Source organism: Agrobacterium vitis, from assembly GCF_037039395.1.
In the GTDB taxonomy this organism is placed as follows: Bacteria; Pseudomonadota; Alphaproteobacteria; order Rhizobiales; family Rhizobiaceae; genus Allorhizobium; species Allorhizobium vitis_E.
Genome location: NZ_CP146242.1, coordinates 2,394,311 through 2,415,438 on the forward strand (window position 1 = coordinate 2,394,311; position 21,128 = coordinate 2,415,438).

The 21,128-nt window shown below is 60.0% G+C and carries 10 protein-coding genes; 9 read left to right on the plus strand and 1 reads right to left on the minus strand.

The window, feature by feature from the left end; translation table 11 throughout:
* The first annotated feature begins 71 nt into the window (after positions 1-71).
* The 6 genes from V6582_RS13660 to V6582_RS13685 all read left to right on the plus strand — a co-directional run bounded on the left by V6582_RS13660 (position 72) and on the right by V6582_RS13685 (position 14,752).
* Positions 72-1,913 carry an ABC transporter ATP-binding protein gene (locus V6582_RS13660; protein WP_156631756.1) on the plus strand — a complete coding sequence of 614 codons (1,842 nt, stop codon included), beginning with the start codon at positions 72-74 and terminating at the stop codon, positions 1,911-1,913.
* A 114-nt stretch (positions 1,914-2,027) separates the two neighbouring features.
* Positions 2,028-2,666, plus strand: coding sequence for an exopolysaccharide biosynthesis protein (locus V6582_RS13665; protein ID WP_156631757.1), 639 nt, complete (start codon positions 2,028-2,030; stop codon positions 2,664-2,666).
* Positions 2,667-2,889: 223 nt separating this feature from the next.
* The gene (locus V6582_RS13670) at positions 2,890-7,506 is read left to right on the plus strand and encodes a beta strand repeat-containing protein (protein WP_156631758.1); all 4,617 of its coding nucleotides are present in this window, start codon (positions 2,890-2,892) and stop codon (positions 7,504-7,506) included.
* Positions 7,507-7,647: 141 nt separating this feature from the next.
* Positions 7,648-8,037, plus strand: a complete 390-nt coding sequence (locus tag V6582_RS13675) for a DUF6165 family protein (protein ID WP_070166904.1) — start codon at positions 7,648-7,650, stop codon at positions 8,035-8,037.
* A 182-nt stretch (positions 8,038-8,219) separates the two neighbouring features.
* Entirely contained in the window at positions 8,220-13,244 is a 5,025-nt protein-coding gene (locus tag V6582_RS13680) for a tetratricopeptide repeat protein (protein WP_197434373.1), read from the plus strand.
* Positions 13,241-14,752, plus strand: coding sequence for a tetratricopeptide repeat protein (locus V6582_RS13685; RefSeq protein WP_156631760.1), 1,512 nt, complete (start codon positions 13,241-13,243; stop codon positions 14,750-14,752). Before V6582_RS13680 ends, V6582_RS13685 begins: the two co-directional genes overlap by 4 nt.
* Here the strand turns inward: V6582_RS13685 and V6582_RS13690 are convergent.
* Positions 14,736-15,938: a glycosyltransferase gene (locus V6582_RS13690; protein WP_156631761.1), complete on the minus strand. Its 1,203-nt coding sequence runs from the start codon at positions 15,936-15,938 to the stop codon at positions 14,736-14,738. The genes V6582_RS13685 and V6582_RS13690 overlap by 17 nt on opposite strands.
* A 278-nt stretch (positions 15,939-16,216) precedes the next feature.
* On the opposite strand from V6582_RS13690, the gene V6582_RS13695 reads away from it, so the two are divergent.
* Genes V6582_RS13695 through V6582_RS13705 form a run of 3 tightly spaced genes read left to right on the plus strand, consistent with a single transcriptional unit; the run spans position 16,217 to position 21,103 of the window.
* A complete protein-coding gene (locus tag V6582_RS13695; RefSeq protein WP_156631762.1) occupies positions 16,217-18,427 on the plus strand; it encodes a peptidase domain-containing ABC transporter in 2,211 nt (736 codons plus the stop codon).
* Positions 18,399-19,769: an HlyD family type I secretion periplasmic adaptor subunit gene (locus V6582_RS13700; protein WP_156631763.1), complete on the plus strand. Its 1,371-nt coding sequence runs from the start codon at positions 18,399-18,401 to the stop codon at positions 19,767-19,769. The genes V6582_RS13695 and V6582_RS13700 overlap by 29 nt, the downstream gene beginning before the upstream one ends.
* On the plus strand, positions 19,766-21,103 hold the full coding sequence (locus V6582_RS13705) for a tetratricopeptide repeat protein (RefSeq protein WP_156631764.1): 1,338 nt from the start codon (positions 19,766-19,768) through the stop codon (positions 21,101-21,103). The genes V6582_RS13700 and V6582_RS13705 overlap by 4 nt, the downstream gene beginning before the upstream one ends.
* Positions 21,104-21,128: the final 25 nt, after the last annotated feature.

Below are 21,128 nucleotides of genomic sequence, written 5' to 3' on the forward strand. Positions count from 1 at the left end.
TTGTTGCGGCGGATGAATAATAAAGTGCCTCGGTCGTGAAATCGAGGCCGAAAACAGGGGAAAACGAGCCTATGGCTGAAGATCTCACCACGCAGAACGGACATGTCCAGCCCGTTCTGTCCGTGCGCAATCTGACCACTTCGTTTCGGATCGGCGACCAGTGGTCTTCCGTGGTGCGCAACATGAGCTTCGATGTCGCGCCGCGCGAGACCGTCGCCATTGTCGGCGAATCCGGCTCGGGCAAGAGTGTGACCTCCCTGTCGATCATGCAATTGCTGCCGAAGAATTTCAGCCGGATCGAGGGCAGCATCAAGCTGAATGGTCGCGAATTGCTGACGCTGGCGCCGGAAGAGATGCGCCGGGTGCGCGGCAATGATATTTCGATGATCTTCCAGGAGCCGATGACCAGCCTCAACCCGATTTTCCCGATCGGCAAGCAGATCGCCGAGGCCATCCTGTGCCACCGCGATATTTCCAGGGCCGAGGCGAAATCCGAAGTGATCCGGCTGTTGGAAAAGGTCCGCATTCCCAATGCCAAAAGTCGGTTCGATGAATTTCCGCACCAGTTTTCCGGCGGCATGCGCCAGCGTGTGATGATCGCCATGGCGCTGGCCACCAAGCCGAAACTGCTGATTGCCGACGAACCGACCACGGCGCTGGATGTGACCATCCAGGGCCAGATCCTCGACCTGATTAAGGTCCTGCAGGAAGAAGAAGGCATGTCGGTGCTGTTCATCACCCATGACATGGGAGTTGTGGCAGAGGTCTCCGACCGCACCATCGTGATGTTCCGGGGAGAAATGGTCGAAGGCGGCACGACGGACGATATTTTCAACCGTGGTCAGCATCCCTATACGCGGGCACTTCTGTCGGCGGTGCCGAAACTCGGTTCGATGCACGGCCATGCCTTGCCGATGCGGTTTCCGGTGATCGACATCAAGACGGGCGACACCCTGGTCGAGGAGGCGGAAGTGGGCGCGCTCGACATGGTGCCGCGCCCGATCCTCGAAGTGAAAAACCTGACGACACGCTTTGCTATCCGCTCCGGCCTGCTGGGGCGCAAGTCCGGCGCTGTGCATGCGGTGGAAAATGTCAGCTTCGATCTCAGGCCCGGCGAGACCCTGTCGCTGGTCGGTGAATCCGGTTGCGGCAAATCGACGACGGGCCGCTCGATCACCCGGCTGATCGAGCCGAGCAGCGGCACGATTGCGCTTGACGGTTATAATGTCATGTCGCTCGACAGTGGCACCCTGCGCAAGATGCGCCGCAGCATCCAGATGGTGTTTCAGGATCCCTTTGCCAGCCTTGATCCGCGCATGTCGGTCGGAGCGGCGGTGATGGAGCCGTTCCTGGAGCATAATCTCGGCACCAAGGCACAGGCGCGCGAAAAGGCTGCCGATCTGTTGCAGCGCGTTGGCCTCAGTGCCGATATGATGCGCCGCTACCCGCATGAGTTTTCCGGCGGCCAGCGCCAGCGCGTTGCCATTGCCCGCTCGCTGATGCTCGATCCGAAAGTCATCGTCGCCGACGAGGCGGTGTCGGCGCTTGATGTCTCGATCAAGGCGCAAGTGTGTAACCTGCTGCTCGATTTGCAGGAAAGCTTCAATCTCGCCTATCTGTTCATTTCCCATGACATGGCGGTGGTGGAGCGTGTCAGCCACCGGGTGGCGGTAATGTATCTGGGTGAAATCGTCGAGATCGGACCGCGCCAGGCGGTGTTTGACAATCCGCAGCATCCCTATACCAAAAAGCTGATCGCCGCGGTGCCGGTACCTGATCCGGCGCGTCGCAACATTACCCGGCAAATGTCGACCGATGAAATCAAGAGCCCTGTCCGGCCTCTGGGCTATGAACCGCCAGCGCGCCACTACCGGGAAGTCTCGGCGGGACATCTGGTGCAGGAAATAGCGTAAGCGCCGCTCGTCCTTACGCCATCATCTTGCCCTTGCGCTGGCGTCCGGGAGTTTCCATATGCCGTTCGCTGCGGAGCGCTTTTCGGGTTCCGTATCGACCTTTGAGGAGCGGTAATGGATCAGAAAGTGGGCGGTGAAGCAGAGCAGACGGAGGCCCTGCCACTTTCGCAGATCCTTTTTCGGATTGCTGAGGATGAAACGCGGGCGCGGGTCTCAATCGGCGATCTGTTTGCAGCGCTCGGCGACCGGGCTTTCGGCGCATTGATCCTGATCTTCGCGCTTCCCAATATCGTGCCGACCCCGCCTGGTACATCCGCCATAACAGGCGCGCCGCTGGTCTTTCTGGCGGCACAGTTGATGCTGGGCTGGCGGCCCTGGCTGCCGGGCTGGATCACCAAACGCTCGCTGGCGCGGGCCGATTTTTCCGCCATCGTCGCCAGGATCGTGCCCTGGCTTGCCCGGGGCGAGAGGCTGCTGAAGCCGCGCTTTGGCCTGCTGGTAAAGGGACCGGCGGAAAACCTTCTGGGAATCATGGCCTTCATTCTGGCCATCATTCTCGCGTTGCCCATTCCGCTCGGCAATATCCTGCCAGCCATTGCCCTGTCGCTGTTTGCTTTCGCGCTTCTGGAGAAGGACGGGCTTTACGCGCTGGCGGGCAGCGTGGTGTTTCTTCTGTCGATTGTGGTCGTCGCGGGCGTGACTGTGGCGCTCGGCAAGGCGGCTTTGTTGCTGTTCAGCATATCCTTTGGCTAAACCGAATTGCCTGTGAATGAGCGCAACGCTGCCGGAATGGCGGTAACGTGTACCAGGGCGTGTCTCGCCATTCCTTTACGGCTTTTGGGTTGCTAATCGACCACATGGCAAGTTTCGCGACAGCTTCGCTTCCTATCTTTCCCCATGATCGCCGGTCGAGCGTGTGTCGACCAAACGCTTTGTTGCTGACCTGCGTCGGCAATTACCACAATGGGGATTTGCCGTGGCAACGTCTAATAAGACAACGACTGTAAGCAGTCTTGATGGTTTGACTGGAACGAGTGCAACGGACATTATTCTCCTGACCGATCAGGTTTCGGGGGCTTACCTTGATCTTGGCGGTGGCAGCGACAAGCTGATCCTTGGCAATTTTGATAACAACGTCACGCTGTCGAATGTCGAGTCCGTTTTGGGCGGCACCGGTGGGGACGAGATTTTCTACGATACCAAGGCTACCTCAGGTTACATCGACCTGGGCGCCGGCATCGACAGCCTGACCTTTTCAGACCTTGGCGTCACCGCAACCATCCTCAATGTGGAAACGATCGTCGCTGGCCAGGGCAATGACTATTTGACGATGAGCGCCCAGGCGCTCGGAACCTATATCGATCTCGGAACCGGTTCGGACCGGGTAATCCTTGGCAAATTCGATAATACTGTCACCCTGATCAATGTCGAGACGGTTACCGGCAGTACCAAGTCCGATATCGTGACGATGCAGAGTGAAAGCGGCGACCAAACGCGCCGCGTGGACCTCGGTTCCGGCAACGACTATGTCAGTCTCGGCGATGGCGGCGGCACGGTCTATGTCTCCAATACCGAAACAATCGTGGCGGGCAGCGGCGACGACCGTATTCAGCTGAACAGCAAGGCTTCCAATTTCAGTATCGATGCCGGTGATGGCGATGATACTGTCCTTCTCAGCAATTATACCAACAAGCTGACAATTTCCAATGCCGAAAGCATCGTCGGATCGAGCGGAAGCGATCACGTCACGATCGGGAGTGCGTTTACCGGCGGATATGTTTCTCTGAATGGCGGCAATGATACGCTCGTTCTGGGAAATTACACCAATTCCGTCAGTGTCTATGGCGTCGAGACCATTTATGGCGGCACTGGCAGCGATTTTATCTACATGCAGGAAGCCAAGTCCGGCGGCTTGATCGATCTCGGAGCCGGCGAAGATACCCTGGTCTTCAATGAGGACGGCGGCACGGCCACCTTGAAAAATGTCGAGAATATCATCGGCAGTGAAACCAAAGACTATATTATTTTCAAAACGCAGGTAACCGGCGGCCTGATCGATCTGGACGACGATGGCGACCGCGTAACACTGGCCAAGTACAATAACACTGTCACTTTCGCTAATGTCGAAACCATTACCGGCGACAGTTCCAGCGATATCATCACGCTGACCACCGAGCTGACCAAGGGTACGATCAATCTCAGCACCGGCATGGACAAGCTGACGCTGGCCGATGGTTCCAACACGATCAACATTTCCGGTGTCGAAACCCTGATCGGCGGTGATGGTGAAGACACGATCAGTTTTTCGGTCGCCTCGACGGGTGGTGAAATCGACCTTAAGGGCGGCGATGATACATTGACGCTTACCGGTTCCGGACGAACCTTGACCATTTCAAACGTCGAGACAATTCTGGGCAGTTCCGCCAGCGAGCAGATCCTTTACAAGACCCTGTTGACCGGCAATCTGATCTCGCTCGGCTCCGGCTCCGACAAGCTCACGATGGGTGATTTTGATAATACCGTTTCCATCGCCGGGATTGAAACCATCGTCGGCGGCACCTTGACCGATCAAGTGTATATCACCAGCGCCATTACCGGCTCTCTGATCGATCTGGGTACTGGCATCGATACGCTGACCATCATGAAAGGCGGCACGGTCACGGCCCGCAATATCGAGACCATCATCGGCGATGACGGCATCGATGTAGTCAAGTTTGATCGCGCCGCTCAAGGAGTCTATCTCGACCTAGGCTCGGGCAATGACAGCGTCACCTTCGGCAATTTCAACAATGAAGCCACGCTTCTGAATGTTGAGACCATTAATGCCGGCACGTCCAGCGACATCATCACGCTCGGCACCGACATGTCTGCTGGTACGATTGACCTTGGCAAGGGCCTTGACAGTCTAACGTTGAGCGATGAGGGCGGCACCCTGACCGCGGTCAATATCGAAACGATTATCGGCGGTGCTGCGGACGATGTCGTGACGGTTTCAGGAACCGTGACCATTGGCACGATCGACCTCGGTGCGGGTGACGATACGTTGACGATCGGTGGCAGTGCGACTGTGACCGTACAGAATGTCGAAACGCTGGTCGGCGGTAGTGGAACCCAGAAAATCATCCTTGCCAGTGGGTTCAAGGGCAGTATCGATCTTGCCGACGGTGTCGATACCATCATCATGGCCGATGTCGATGACGCCGACGCGACCGCCATGAAGAACCTCATCACGATTTCCAATGTCGAAACCATCACCGGCGGTTCCGGTTCGGATACGGTCGTTATCGGCACGGTCGGCGGCGCGACCATGATCGATCTGGGCGATGGCATCGATACCTTGAAATTCCAGGATAATGGCGGATCGGTGACGGCTGCCAATGTGGAGACGATCATCGGCGGGACCGGCGATGAAGTCATCCGGTTCAATGCGACGGTCACTGGCGTCAATATCGACCTCGGCGATGGCAATGACACCGTCATCTTTGGCAATTATGCCAATACGGCCATACTTGCCAATGTGGAAAGCATCTCTGGCGGCACTAACAGCGACGTGTTCACGCTGGCCTCCAGTACGACCGGCATGACCCTCAATCTCGGCAATGGTCTTGACAGTCTGACGCTGGCGGGTGAAGGCGGTACGCTGACGGTCTCCAGCATCGAAACGATTGTCGGGTCGGCTGTCGACGACATCATTACCCTTTCAGCCTATATGACCGGTGGCACGATTTCGCTTGGTGCCGGCAATGACCAGTTCATCATCGGTGATGTCGGCGGCACGGCGACCGTTTCAGGCGTTGAAACAGTGACGGGTGGTGCTGCCGCCGATCTTATCACCCTTGCCAAAGACGCATCGGGCTATATCAACCTGGGCGCAGGTCAGGATGGCGTGATCTTCTCGGCATCCGGCAACACGGTGACCCTGTCGGGTGTCGAAACGGTGACCGGTGGTGAGGGAGACGATACGGTCGAGTTTTCCGACGCGATAACGGCAACCACGATCAAGCTTGGGGCCGGCAACGATGTTCTGCAAATGTCGGAACTGGGCGGCACTGTCACCGTCACCGGCGCAGAATCCATCCTCGGCGATGTCGGCAGCGACGTCATCACCCTTGGCGAACAGATTACGGGTGGCTTCATCAATCTCAATGCTGGCAGTGACCGCCTGATCCTGTCTTCCGCCAACAATACGGTGACGGTGGAAAATATCGAAACGGTGACTGGCGGCTCGATGATCGACGACATCACCTTGTCTGGCGTCTATACCGGCGGCACGCTGGATCTGGGCAGCGGCAATGACCTGCTGACGTTCGGCGAATCCGGAACCGTCACGATCGCCAATGTAGAAACGGTGGTCGGGTCAACCGGCGACGATGTGCTGACTGTCAGCGGTTCGATCGGCGGGGCAACTCTAAATCTGGGCGATGGCCAGGATACCCTGAGCTGGAGCGCGGGCCTGACGGCAACGGTTTCCAACGTTGAGACGGTCAATGGTGGCTCCAATGCCGACATCATCACGCTGGCCACGCAATGGACCGGTGGATTTATCGATCTGGGCGATGGTTCCGACAAGCTCACGCTGGCCGACACAACCAATACGGTGACGGTGGCGAATGCAGAAACCATCATCGGTCAGTCCATGGCTGACTATATCGCCATCAACAGCACGACCTATAGCGGCTATATTTCACTGGGTGGGGACAAGGACGAAGTCAAGCTGGCTTCTTCTTCGAGCACGGTGACAATCGTCGGCGTTGAAACGGTCACGGGTGGTTCCGGCGACGACAAGGTGACATTGGGTGCTCAGGTGTCGGGCATCGAACTCAACCTGGCCGACGGTAACGACGTGGTCACGCTCGGCAATTATTCCAATATGATCAGCCTCTATAATGTCGAATCCGTTACCGGCGGCAGCAATACCGATGTGGTCTATATCAGGGACACGGAAATCTCCAACGGCCAGTATTTCTTGGGTACAGGCGCGGATTACCTGAACTTTGAGAAAGCCGCGACCGCGACTGTTTCCAGTGTCGAAACCCTGGTCGGTTCTGCCTATGACGATACGATCACCATTTCCGGCCAGTATACCGGCGTGACGATTGATCTGAGCACGGGATCTGACACGTTGACGCTCGGTTCCGCCTCGACGCTGACCACGGCCAATATCGAGTATATCACCGGTAGTACGGGGGCCGATTTGATCGTGCTGTCGGGCAGCACCAATACGACGGTGGACTTGGGGTCTGGCAATGACACGATCTATATGAGCAGCGGCTCCGATACAGTGACGGGCGGGGCCGGATCCGACCTCTTCACCTTCACCTCCGCGGACAAGTCGACCACGTCGAACCCGGACAAGATCACCGACTTCGTCAATGGTGAGGACAAGCTGGTGATCAGCGGGCTGACCGGCACCTTCTCCTACCTTGGGACATCAACTAGCCTTTCGGCCAGCGGCAATTCGGAAGCCTATTTCGTCAATGATACGGCAACTCTGTTTGTCGATACCAATGGTGACGGGACGGTAGATATGCAGATGACCTTGTCCGGCAAGACCGCCGACAACATGTCGGGCAGCGACTTCCGCTGGAGCTGATAAAGCAGTGCTCCCGGCCCTGGGTTTCTTGACCTGGGCCGGGCAACTGTCTGTGTACGAGCATTGCACGGCATCGAAAACCGGTTCCCAGTGTTCGCTTCGGTGTTGTATCGTGGCATTTCCACGAATCGGAGACCTACAATGATTGAAGTTCCGGTGTCCTGGGGTGAGTTGATCGACAAGATCACCATTCTCCAGATCAAGTCAGAGCGGATCACGGATGAGGCCAAGCGCACCAATGTCGAGCGCGAGTTGTCTCTGCTCAATGAACGGCTGAAGCCGGTGGCCGATCATCAGGGTGTCGTCGCCATCAGCCGTGATCTTCTGTCCGTCAATACGGCGCTCTGGGAGATCGAGGACGATATCCGCGATTGCGAGCGCGACGGCGATTTCGGTCCGCGTTTCGTGTCTCTCGCCCGTTCGGTCTATGTCACCAATGACCGGCGTGCCGAGTTGAAGCGGCAGATCAATGTCGAGCTGGGCTCTGACATCATCGAGGAAAAGTCCTACAAGCCTTATGCTGCGGCCTGATTGATAGCGCATGGATCGTCCTCGGTCCATGCTTGGGATTTTTTGACCTTTAGGCGAGGATGCGTGAGCATGTTTTCGCCTGGATATGAAATGGCCGACGCGCCGATTTTGGGTAAACAGGACCATGACGGTTCGATGTTCCTGGCCTTGGATCAGGCCAATGGATGAAAGAAGAGCGCGTTATGACGACGCATGAGGTTTCGCAGTGCCGTTCGCTGTTGGCGCAGGGGCGCGTGGCTGAGGCCTTGCAGGGCTTGACGGCTCTTTTCGAGGCCCATCCAGATCATGCCGAGACCGCTCATTACTATGCGCTCGCCCTTCATCTTTCCGGCCGCTCGCCTGAGGCCGTTCCCGCTTTCGAACATGCTTTGCAACTTGCACCAGACCAACCCGGCCTGCTGCAAAACATGATTCTTCCGCTGATTGCAGTGGGTGAGCATCAGCGCGCCATCGATATGGGTGCTCGCGCCGTGACGCTTGACGATAAAGCCGTTGGCGCCTGGTCCAATCTGGTTCTGGCCCTGACATCGGCAAAACGATGGGATGAAGCCCTTAATGCGGCTCAACAGGGTCTGGCGATTGACGGTGATGAGCCGTCGCTGCTGGCTCAAATGGGCGTCATCCTGCTGGAGCTTGGCGACAGTGCGGGAGCCGAAGCCCATCTGCGCCGGGCGCTGGAGCTGAAGCCGGATGCCGAGGCTTTCTATAATCTCGGCGTGCTGTTGCATGGATTGCAACGCGAACCCGAAGCTTGTGACAGCTATACAAAGGCGCTGACGCTCGATCCCTCGCATCGACGCGCCGCCAATAACCTGGCGGCAAGCCTGCGTATTCTGGGCAATTTGAAGGGTGCGGACCGGATTCTAAAGCAATTGATCGGCAGCGGCGATGCCCCCGTTCACCGCTTTAACCGCGCCTGCCTGCAATTGCTGGAAGGCCAGTGGAGCGAGGCCTGGACCGATTACGATTTGCGTGATCAGGCCACCGGAAGTTCCGCCTCGCCCTTGCTGATGCAGGGGCCGCGCTGGCAGGGCGAAGCGCTGCAAGACCAGACGCTGCTGGTGTTTTATGAGCAGGGATTGGGCGATACCATCCAGTTTATCCGGTTTTTACCGCGCATCGCTGAGCGGGTTGGGCATGTGGTTTTCGTCTGCCAACCGCAACTCTACCGTCTGCTAAGCCTTTCCGAATTTTTCGCGACACCGTCCATCACGCTCTTGCCTGATGGTGCGGAGCTGCCCGCTTACGCGGCCTGGGTGCCGCTATTGTCGCTGCCGGGTATTATTAACCTCCTGCCGGAGGCGACAGGCCAGCGCGTTCCCTATCTCACCCTGGAAAAACCGCTTTTCGAGCGTTGGCGCGACTGGCTTGGCGAGTTTTCTCCAAGGCAGGAGCAAGAGCAGAAGACACGTTTTCGCATCGGTCTGTCCTGGCAGGGCAATCCAAAGGCCTATGGTGAGCCGGGCCGCTCACTGCCCCTGGAACTCTTCCAGCCGCTTGCCGAATTCTCGGACGAAATTGACATCATCTCCCTGCAAAAGGGGTTAGGAGCCGATCAGCAAGCGCCAGAGGGATTGCTGCTGCACCCCGTCCCTGGTCTGGATGACGGTCCCGATGCCTTTGTCGATACGGCGGCCTTGATGGCGTCGCTTGATCTGGTCATCACGTCAGATACGGCCCTTGCCCATCTTGCGGGCGCCTTGGGCAGGCCGGTTTGGCTGCTGCTGAAGAAAGCCCCTGACTGGCGCTGGGGCATGGACGGCATTTTGACCGATTGGTACCCAACCATGCGGCTGTTTCGCCAGACGGAGGCGGGGCAATGGCAACCGGTCCTTCAGGACGTGGCACATGAGCTGAAAGTGCTGCTGTTTGCCGGACGCGCCACGGATGATGCGCCGGATGAGGCCGGTGACGGATTGAACGAGGCGATCAAGCGCCATCAGGGCCGCGATTATGGCCGGGCCGTGCAGCTTTACCGTCATGTGCTGACACAGGATTTTCAAAGAGAGCGGGTGCTCAACCTGCTTGGCATGGCGTGCCTGGAGGCGGGGGAGCGCTCATCGGTGGCAGGGCGGCAGGCCATTCCCTTTAGCGCCCGCGCGGTGGCGATCCGCCCCTCGATGGCCGATCACTGGAGCAATTTTGCCATTGCGCTCGATGCTGCGGGGCTCGTGAACGATGGGATGCGGGCTCTGCGCCATGGGCTACTCTACGATACCGGCCACGCGCCGTGCCTTTTGGCGCTGGCCCGGCGCGAAACGTCGGTGGGCGAAGCCGAAACAGCCTTGCTCCGCGCAGGCGAGGTGCTGAAAGCCCAGCCACGCTCAGGCCACGCCCTGTCGGTTTATGCAGCGGCGGCGCTGGCGCTTGGCCGGTTCAACGTGGCGGAGGAAGCTCTGCGACGCGCCTGCCGGATCGAGCCGGAATTGGCTTCGCATCACGTGCAACTGGGCGCGGTGCTGCTGAAAGCCAAGCAGCCGCAGGCCGCCGCCCGCGCCTGGGAAAAGGCTTTGACGCTTGACCCCTGCAATGCCGATGCCTGGAGCAATCTGGGTGTGGCGGAGCGCAATCACGGCTATGCCGATCTGGCCTGCTGGATCCAGAGGCAAGGCGCGCTAGCCAAGCCCGGCCATGCCGAATCCTGGAGCAATCTTGGCATCAGCCTGATGGATACCGGCCGCGAGGACGAGGCGATATTGGCCTTTGGCAAGGCGATTGAGGCCCGTCCCGGCTATGCGGATGCGGAAATGGCGCTGGGCATGTGTTTGCTGAACGAGGGCGATTATGCCCGTGGCCTGCCACTTTACGAGCGCCGCTTCCTGGTGGAAATCCTCGGCATAGACCGTACCCGGGTTCGGCTGCCGGTCTGGCAGGGCGAGGATCTGGCGGGCAAGTCCATTCTGGTCCTGGCCGAACAGGGCTTTGGCGATGCTTTCCAGTTCGTCCGCTACGCCGCGCTCCTGAAGGCAAAAGGTGCTGCCAAGGTGATGATTGGCTGCCGCCGCAAGATTGCCGCGCTGCTGCAAACCGTGCCTGACGTCGATGGCGTCGTCTGCGAAAGCGATCCCGTTCCGCCGCTCGATTACCACGTGTTCATGATGAGCCTGCCGCTGCTCTGCAACACGGTCGTCGAGACGATCCCGGCCTTTCCCGCCTATCTGTTTGCCGATCCGCTTCGGGTGCGGCGCTGGGCGGGCTGGCTTGCGGCAAAGCCGGGCTTTCGCGTCGGCCTTGTCTGGCAGGGCAATCCCGATCCGCAGGTCGACAAGGGCCGCAGCTTTCCCTTGCAGGTGCTGGCGCCGCTTGCCGCCATCGACGGTGTGCGCCTGATCGCCTTGCAAAAAGGGGCAGGCGAAGAACAGTTGGATACAGTGGATTTTGCCGTCGAGCGCCCGCCGGAGGATTTCGACACCGGCGCCGATGCCTTTGCCGATACGGCAGCGATGATCATGAATCTCGATCTCGTCATCACCTCCGATACGGCGGTGGCGCATCTGGCTGGCGCGCTTGGCCGCCCGACCTGGGTGATCCTCAAGTCGCATGCCGAATGGCGCTGGCTGCGTGGCCGCAGCGATAGCCCGTGGTATCCGGCAAGCCGGGTGTTTCGCCGGGTGGCCGATGAAGTGGAGGCGGAGCCCTTTGCCGGTGTCGTCTCCCGCGTGGCCCAGGCGCTTGGCAGTCTGGTCGACGGGGACAGGGCGCAGCTGTTTGAAGCCGCCGAGCCGGTGGTTGCCGTTCCGGCCCAACCGGGTCCGCAGCAACGGCTGGCCGCCGCCATCCGCACCCATATGGCCGGAAATGTCACTGCCGCCGAGGCGACCTATGCGGCGCTGGTGCATGAGGACGAAACACGGGCCGAGGCGCTGCATATGCTGGGCGGGCTGGCGGTCGAGCGTCTGCATTACCATCGCGGCTATGTCCTGCTGCGGGCAGCGGCGGTACTGGGGCTTTCAACGCCGATCTTCCACACCAATTATGCCATAGCCCTTCGCCATGTCGGCAAGCAGGACGAGGCCGAGGTCTGCCTGCGCCAAAGCCTGGACGCCAGCCCCAGCGCCGAAGCCTATATGACGCTGGGCAATCTTTTGCGCGACACGGACCGCTATGGGCAAGCGCTGGAGGCTTACCGCGCCTCCATCGAGCTGCGCCCGGATCTGTCCAAGGCCCATCGCGGGCTTGGCAATGCATTGCGCGAAATGGGCCGGGTCGAGGAGGCAATCGCCAGTCTGGACACAGCGCTGGATCTGCTGCCCGGCGATGTCGAAACCCTGATCGACCGGGCGCATGCGCATCTGATGGCGGGCAATCTGCCGCAGGGCTTTGGCGATTACGAGGCACGCTGGCAGGGTGCCGAAATGGTGGCGCGCACGCTGCCCATGCCGCGCTGGACCGGCGAGGCGCTGCCGGACAAAGTGCTGCTGATTCACGGTGAACAGGGGTTGGGCGACCAGATCCAGTTTGCCCGTTTCGTGCGGCAGGCCGCTCTCAAGGTCGGCCATGTCATTCTGGAATTGCGTGAGCCGCTGATCGGCCTGTTTTCAACGCTGGTGGTGGAGAGGCGCAACATTACCCTGCGCCGCCAGGGCGTCGATGCCATTGACGATGCAGATGTCGAGGCACCGATCATGAGCCTACCGCTGATTTTTGCAACCACGCTGGAAACGCTACCCGGCCCAGCCAATTTCCGGCCTGACCCCCGCCGGGTGGCGGATTGGGAAGCGCGGTTTGCGCATCGTGAGGCTTTGCGGGTCGGGTTGATCTGGCAGGGCAATCCGGTTGCCCGCGCCGACAAGGGGCGTTCGCCGCCTTTGAAAGTGCTGGAGCCGCTGTTTGCTGTCGAGGGTGCGCATTTCATCAGCCTGCAATTCAAGGACGGGCTGGAACAGATGGCAGGTCTGGATTTTGCCAAGGCCATGCAGGCGCCGGGGGCGGAGCTTGGTGATTTCGGTGAGACGGCGGCAGCGATTGGCGCGCTTGATCTGGTGATTTCCTCCTGCACCTCCACGCTGCATCTGGCGGCATCGATGGGCGTGCCATGCTTTGCGCTGCTGAAATATGGCGCGGACTGGCGCTGGATGACCGGTCGAGACGATAGCCCCTGGTATCCGGGTCTGAAACTGTTTCGCCAACCGCAGCCGGGCGATTGGGCAAGTGTGGCCAAGGCGGTGACAGAAGACCTCAAGCGGCTGGTGGAGCGTAAGCCATGACGAACCAAACTGCGTCGGGCGAAAGGCTGATCCAGGCCTTTCAGCTGCACAAGGCTGGCATGCTGGACGAGGCGATTGCCCATTACCGCGCCATTCTGGAGGAAGAGCCTGATCAGGTCGATGCGCTCAGATTGCTGGCCTCGGCGGAACGCTCGCGCGGCGATCTGGCGCAATCATTGTCGCTTTATGCCCGGGCGCTCAGACTTGCGCCTGAGGAAAGCGATATCTGGTACAATCTCGGCAATGCGCTGGGTGAGGCCGGGCGCAAGCCGGATGCGCTGGAAGCCTATCAACGCGCCGCGCAATTGGCGCCTGACAATGCCCCCTGTTACGCCAATATCGGCGTAACCCATGCCGATCTCGATGATTATCCCGCGGCGATTGCCGCTTATCGTCAAGCTCTGGTGCTCGATCCCCAAAACCGGATAGCGCTCCACAATCTCGGCAATGCGCTTGCCGAACTGGGCGAGGCGGAGGCGGCGATGGCGCTGCTGTCCAAGGCCCTGGAGATTTATCCGTCGTCTGCCGAGGCCCATTATAATCTTGGTATCAATCTGCTGCGGCTCTCCGATTATACCATTGGTTTTGCTGAGTACGAATGGCGCTGGCAGGCCGAGGGCTTTCCGGGAGAAGCACGTCACACTGAGATCGCCGATTGGAATGGGCGGCCTTTTCAAGGCAAACGGCTGCTGGTCCATGCAGAACAGGGGCTTGGCGATACGATCCAGTTCGTTAAGCTGTTACCCCTGGTCAAATCGCTTGGCGGCGAGGTGATCCTGCAAGTGCCAAACAAGCTGGTCGGGCTGCTGGCGGAAGTGCCGGGGGCAGATCGGGTACAGGCAGAGAACCCGCCAGCAGGAAGCGTCGATTTTCAGGTTCCGCTGCTTGGTCTGCCACATCGGCTGAAACTGACGCCGGGCAGCGTGCCGAAGGCTCGCGCCTATTTGCAGCCACAGGCGGAGCGGGTTTCGCTGTGGCGCGAACGGCTGGATTTGAAACAAGGCGAGAAAGCCCTGGGCTTTGTCTGGCGCGGCAATCCCCTGTCTCCAGCGGAAAAAGGCCGCAGTCTTGCCGGTCCCGAACAGCTATCGCCCTTTGCGGGCCTTGGCGGTACGCGGCTGATTGCCCTGCAAAAGCTTGATGAGGCGGCGTTGGAACCTGCCGATACACCGTCGGGCTATAAAGTGGCGGGCCTGTCCTTCACGCTGGAACATCCAGGCCCGGATTTCGATGCCGGAGCGGATGCCTTTCTCGACACGGCTGCCATCCTCACCCAGCTTTCGGCCTTCGTCTCGGTCTGCACCGCGCCGCTGCATCTGGCCGGTAGCCTTGGCGTGCCGACCATCGGCCTTTTGAAGAAAGTGCCGGATTGGCGCTGGGGTACTGAGGGCAGAACGTCGCCCTGGTATCCCTCCATCCAGCTTTGCCGCCAAACCGAGGCGGGGGATTTCAGCACCGTGATTGCGCAGGCGGTGTCGCTGGCTGCGGCGATTACAAATAAGTCCTAATAATCTTTTTCATCGCGTCCGCTGTGCGCGACCAGGTATAGCCAGCCAGTTTTGCCGCGCCGCGCTCGCCACGTCGGCGGGCTTCGTTGCGATCGCGCCAGACCCGTTCTAGCGTCTCTTCGATTTCATCGACGCTGCTTTCTCCCCAGCCGGCCACGGAGCCGACGCCAGCGCCTTCGCCAGCAACGGGGGCCTGATGTTCCAGCGCATAGCAATTGCTGCCATCAATCAGGTCGAGATGACCGGTATTGGCTGACAGAATGGTTGGCACGCCGCAGGCCATGCATTCCATCGCCACCAGATTTGTGCCGCCTTCGGAACGGTTGGGGAAGACCGCCACGTCCATCTCGCGCAGGATCGGCGCCATCAGGGCGTTGGGCACAGAGCCGAGATCGAGGAATTGATGGGCCGCGATATCGTTGGCGGCAATCCAGGCGGATTGGTCGATGGCGCCCTTTTCATTGGTGGTGATGGCGGTTGCCTTGCCGGACCGGTTGAGCGTCAGGGCAAATTGCGGCCAGGGACTGTGCCAGGCGGAAACCAGCAGGGCCTCGGGATGGCGTTTGGCAAACCGGGCAAACGCGGCAACCACCAGATCCTGCCCCTTGCGCAATTCCAGCTTGCCGCCTGAAAACACCAGGAACCGGTCGGCCAGAACGCCTTGGCGCGGGCCGGGATGAAACAGCGTCTGGTCGATACCCTGGATAACGGTGGTGACATTGTTGAGGCCATGGGCGCGCATGATCTCTTCGTTCCAGCTCGATCCGGCAATCACCAGCGGCAATGCTTTGGCTCTGGCTTTCGTGGCCTCTGACAGTTGTGGCAGTTCAAAGAACACCACGCCCAGCGTCGGGCTGCCGGAAAGCGCCACGCCTTTGGGGCCGGGCGACATGGTGAAATCATTGCCGAGCCCGGCGAGAAGCGGGGTGTTGACCGTCAGGGACTTTTCGCTTTGGGCGGCGATGCGGGTCGAAAGGTCAGCGCTGGCCCGGAAAAACCCGCCAAGTGCGCGTTGTCGCAATGGATCGACGACGATCTGGTCGGATTGCAACGGAAAGGATGTGACCGGCTCCAACTGCGGATCGGTGGACCAGTTGAGCGCCAGGTTGAGGCCATAAATGCCCCAGCCGAAAAAGCTGGATATGCCCCAATGGATGATCACGGGCCGTCTGGGCGTCTGGGTCACGGCTGCATATCTCCGGGCTTTGCGGTTTGAAGGGCGATTCGCCCCGGTTTCAAAAGCTTAACCTGCTTTTTAAGCCGCTGGAACGCTGCGGGTCGCGTTATCAACCGCCGGATGGGACCATTGCTGTTTCGCAGCCGGCGAGACGGAAATCCAGCATGGCGAAAGCTTCGGCTTCTACGGTCGGGTTGAATGGGTCCGTTCCCGGCTTGTGGGGCAGGGCGGATCCTCACGAAAAACTCGCCATGTGTGCTTTCGGCGATGGATGATGAGGTGTGTCGATGAATGCTGAAGACAGAGATCTGGCGGATGAGGGGCAGGCCAGATCCGCTCTTGCTGCATTGGCTCTTGCCACGCAAAAATTGGGCTTATCCCTCTCGGTCGAGCAATTGTGCCGCGATTACGGTGATGAGGAATGCTTTTCGCTACCGCAACTGGCCGAAATCATCCGCGATCATGGGGTAAAGGCCAAGCCGATCCGCATGAACTGGAAGCTGTTGAGCCAGATGGAAGGCGCTGTCGCCGCTGTCATTCAGCTCAATGACGGATCGCTTCTTGTCTTTGAAAACTTTGTCGATGATCCGCAGACGCCGCGCATGGTGTTTCGCGATCCAGCCGATTCGAAAGCCGCCCGGTTTGTGATCGACGAATTGCGGCTGTCGGAAAACTGGAGCGGCCATGTCCTGCTGATGAAGCGGGAAATTGCCGAGGCAAGTGCGCGCGAGGAGTTCGGCTTTCACTGGCTGCTGGCCCAGGTGATGCAGGACCGCCGCATGGTGCGCGACGTGTTCATTTCGGCCATTTCGCTCGGTATTCTGGCGCTGGTTCCATCGCTGTTCTACATGGTGGTGATCGACAAGGTCATGGTGCATCATCGCTTGTCGACGCTGACATTGATGGCCGTTGCCATTCTGGTCGTCCTGCTGTTTGATATGTTGCTCGGCTATATGCGCCGCACCGTTACCGCCATCGTCACCGCCAAGATCGATGTGCGGCTGAACCTGATGATCTTCGACCGGCTGTCGCGCCTGCCGATTGAATTCTTCGAGCAGAATGCCACTGGCGGCATCGTCCACCGGTTGGGAGAAGCCCGTCGGTTGAGAGCTTTCGTCACCGGTCAATTGTTCGGCTCGGTGCTGGATATGCTGTCACTGTTCGTGCTCATTCCTGTCATGTTCCTGCTCAGCCCCGGCCTGACCTTCTGGGTTCTGGGGCTTGGCGCGCTGATGAGCCTGGTGCTGTTCATCTATATGAAGCCGATCCGCCGCGCCTATGCGCAGGTAATGGGCAGCGAACACCGCCGCACCGCCATGCTGATCGAGATGATCAACGGCATCCGCACTGTGAAATCACTGGCGCTCGAAGGCCGCAAGCGGCGCGAATGGGACCAGAGAGTTGCCGAAGCGGTCAATAACCAGACAAACCTGCTGTTTCTGGCCAACCAGCCGCAAACCTTGCTGGCGCCTTTGGAAAAGCTGATCTATGCCGGTTCGTTGCTGATCGGCGCCTATCTTGTCATCGTCAACGAGCATACGGTCATGACCGGCACGCTGGTGGCCTTCACCATGATTGCCATGCGCGCCACCCAGCCGCTGGTGCAGATGGCCGGCATGATGCAGCAGATGGAAGAGGCGCGCGGTGCGCTGCGCCAGGTCGCCTCCGTCATCAATGCCGAGCCGGAACCGCGCCGTGAACACGGGGTACGCCCGGAATTTTCCGGCCGGATCAGCTTCGAGGATGTGCGCTTTGCCTATGCGGGCACCTCGTTGCCGGCGCTCAACGCCATCAATTTTCACGTCAAACCAGGCAATATCGTCGGGCTGATGGGCCGTAGCGGTTCGGGCAAGACCACGGTGACGCGGCTGTTGCAGGGTCTGCATCAGAGCTATTCCGGGCTGATCCGTCTCGACGGCGTCGAGTTGAAGGAGGTCGATCTCTATCACCTGCGCACCAATGTCGGCGTCGTGCTTCAGGAAAGCTTCCTGTTTCGCGGCACGATCCGCGACAATATCCTGATCGCCAAGCCGGATGCCTCGCCTGAGGAAATGATCGAGGCGGCGCAGCTGGCCGGGGCCGATGAATTCATCGAGCGTCTGCCGCGCGGCTATGACACGATGCTGGAAGAACATGCCAGCAATCTCTCCGGTGGCCAGAAGCAGCGGCTGGCAATTGCCCGTGCGTTGATTGTCAACCCGCCGATCCTGATCTTTGACGAGGCCACCAGCGCGCTCGATCCGGAAAGCGAAGCGATCATTCTGCGCAACCTGAAGCGCATTGCCGAAGGCCGCACCGTGCTGATGATTTCGCACCGCCTGTCCTCGCTTGTCGATTGCGACCAGATCCTGGTTCTGGATCGCGGCCAGCTGAAGGACAGCGGCACCCACCACGACCTGCTGCGCCGCTCCGGCGACTATCGCCACCTTTGGAACCAGCAGAACCGCCACCTGACGACGGGAAAAGATCATGACGAAAACCTTGACGCTGTCGCCTGACGAGCATCGTTACGCGGTCCGCACGACAGCGGAATTCCTGTCCGAAAGCGCCAGCATCCTGCATCGCACTCCGCCCAAATCGGCGCGGATGACGATTGCCACGGTGGCGGCCCTGATCACCAGCGCGATCCTGCTGTCGGTGTTCATGCCGGTCGAGCGGGTGGTGAGTGCGCGGGGCCGTGTTGCCTCCGAAGCGCCCAATACCGTAGTGCAGCCGCTGGAAACCTCGATCGTTCGGGAAATCCTGGTGCGCGAAGGCCAGGATGTGAAGGCGGGGCAATTGCTGGCCACGCTCGACCCGACCTTTTCGCGTGCCGACCAGACCACAGCCAGCCGGCAGATGGCCAGCCTTTCGGCCGAAGTCGAGCGGTTGAAGGCGGAAATCGATGGGCGTGATTACCAGCCGCGCGACGGCGACAGTTTCGGCAAATTGCAGCGGCGGTTCTTTGAAGCCCGCCGGTCGCAATATGAAGCGTCGATGTCGACCTTCAAGGCCAAGATCTCTTCGCTGGAGACCACGCAGGCGCAGTTGCAGCAGGAACTTGCTGTCAATCGCCAGCGCCTGTCGCTCAGCGAGGAAAGCGAGGCGATGAAAAGCGCGCTGGTCGAGAAGAAATATGCCTCCCGGGCCGATGGCCTGAAGGCCAAGGATTGGGTGCTGGAAGTGACCGGCACGATCCGCGAAGTCGAAGGCAAGCTGGAAAGCGGCGCCCATGACATTCAGTCGGTGCAGTCGCAGATGGAAGATCAGGCCCAGCAATGGCGCTCCGACGCCATGGGCCAGCTGGTCAAGCAGCAGGTGGCGTTGAATGCAGCGATCGAGGAGCTGAACAAGGCCGACAAGCGTTCCGACCTGATCGAACTGAAGGCGCCGGAAGACGCAACCGTGCTTCAGATCGGCGAAATTTCCATCGGTTCGGTGGCGCAGACGGCACAGAAAATGTTCGTGCTGGTGCCCAAGGCAGCGCGGCTTGAAGTGGAAACGGAAATTTCCACCCAGGACCAGGGCTTTATCAAGGTCGGCCAGCCGGTCGATATCAAGCTCGATGCCTGGCCTTTCGCCCGCTTTGGCGGCTTGCGCGGCACGGTCAGGGCTGTCAGCCCCGATAGTCTGAAAGTCTCGCGCGGCGACGGCGCGGCAACGCAAGGCGCATCCGAGCGGACATTCTATATCGCCAAGATCACCATTGACGACCCGCATTTGAAAAGCAATCCGGCCGATTTCAATCTGATTGCCGGGATGACGCTGGTGACGGACGTGGTTGTTGGCGACCAGACTGTGGCGGCCTATCTGTTTGACCGGGTTGTGCCTGTTATGAGCGAGGGAATGCGCGAACCATGAAGCAATTGCTGTCTTTTGTGCCCTTTTTTGTCCGAGGCGCGGCAATCCGGCAGGCTTATCGCCATGGCATGAAGAAGCTTGGGGCGGGCCGAATGCCGCTGGCCGCAAGCGCCCTGCGCAAGGCGGCCAAGGGCGGCCATGTCGGGGCATCCTATGAACTGGCGCGGCTTTATGAAACGGGGCGCGGGGTGATTTCCGATCTGGCCGAGGCCCGCCGGTTGGCGCGCTATGCCGCCGATGCGGGGCATGTCGGCGCCATGGCCCTGACGGCCCGGCTCTATCTGATTTCACCGCGTCAGGACATGCCGGCGTCTCCGGCGGCCATGCGGCTCTATGGCGATGTCATGCAACTGGTTTGCGAGCCGGAACTGGCTCGCGACTATGCGCTTCGCGCCCATGAGCACGGCAATGTCGATGGTTCGGCGCTGGCCGGTTATCTTCTGGCGTCCGGCATTGGCGGCGAGGCCGATCCGCATACGGCGCTGATCTGCTACGAGCCAGCGGTGACGGCGGGCAGTGTGCGGGCGCATCTGGGCATGGGAACGCTGCTGGCCGGTGGGCATTTGGGCGAGGTGGATTATGCCCGCGCCCTGCCATATTTCAAATATGCGGCGGCGGCTGGCAATAGTACGGCGCGCCATTACCTTGCCATGCAATATCTTAACGGTCTTGGCACCGCACCCGATGAGGAGAAGGCGTTGCGCCTGCTCAGCGCCGCTGCCGCCAAGGGCTACCGCTCTTCTATCGAGGAATTGGCGAAATATTATCTCCACGAAGCCTATCCCGAGCGGGATCGCGCCCGGGGCGTGCGCTGGCTGACGGCGCTTGGCCGCATGGGCGACAAGCGGGCCTGCCGTGACCTGGAACGGCGCTATCGCCATGGCATCGACGTCAAGGCCAATTCGGTGGAAGCGCTGATGTGGCTGGAAAAGGCGGCACTGAAAGGCGACGTCGCCGCTCAGTTCCAGATGGCAGTGGTGGCCGCGACCGGTGCAGGCGAAGGGGAGGGCGATCTCAACCAGGCGCGCATATGGTTCGAAATGGCGGCTGAAAACGGCCATGCCCTTGCCATGGTCAATCTGGGACGGTTCCGTATGAAGGGCATTGGCGGCATCGTCGATCTCGATGGCGCGCAAAATATGCTGGAACTGGCTGTCGAGGCTGGCGAAATGGCGGCCTATGCGGTGCTGGGCGAATTCCACGCCTATTACGCCGATCCCTCCGATGTCGAGGCGGCCCGTGAGATCCTGATGCACGGCGTCGAAAAGGAAGATGCTGTCTGCAAGGATATTCTGGCCCGGCTGGAAGAAAAGCTGTTGGCCAGGGTCGCCTGAAGGCCCCAAGGGCGCCTGAAGGCCC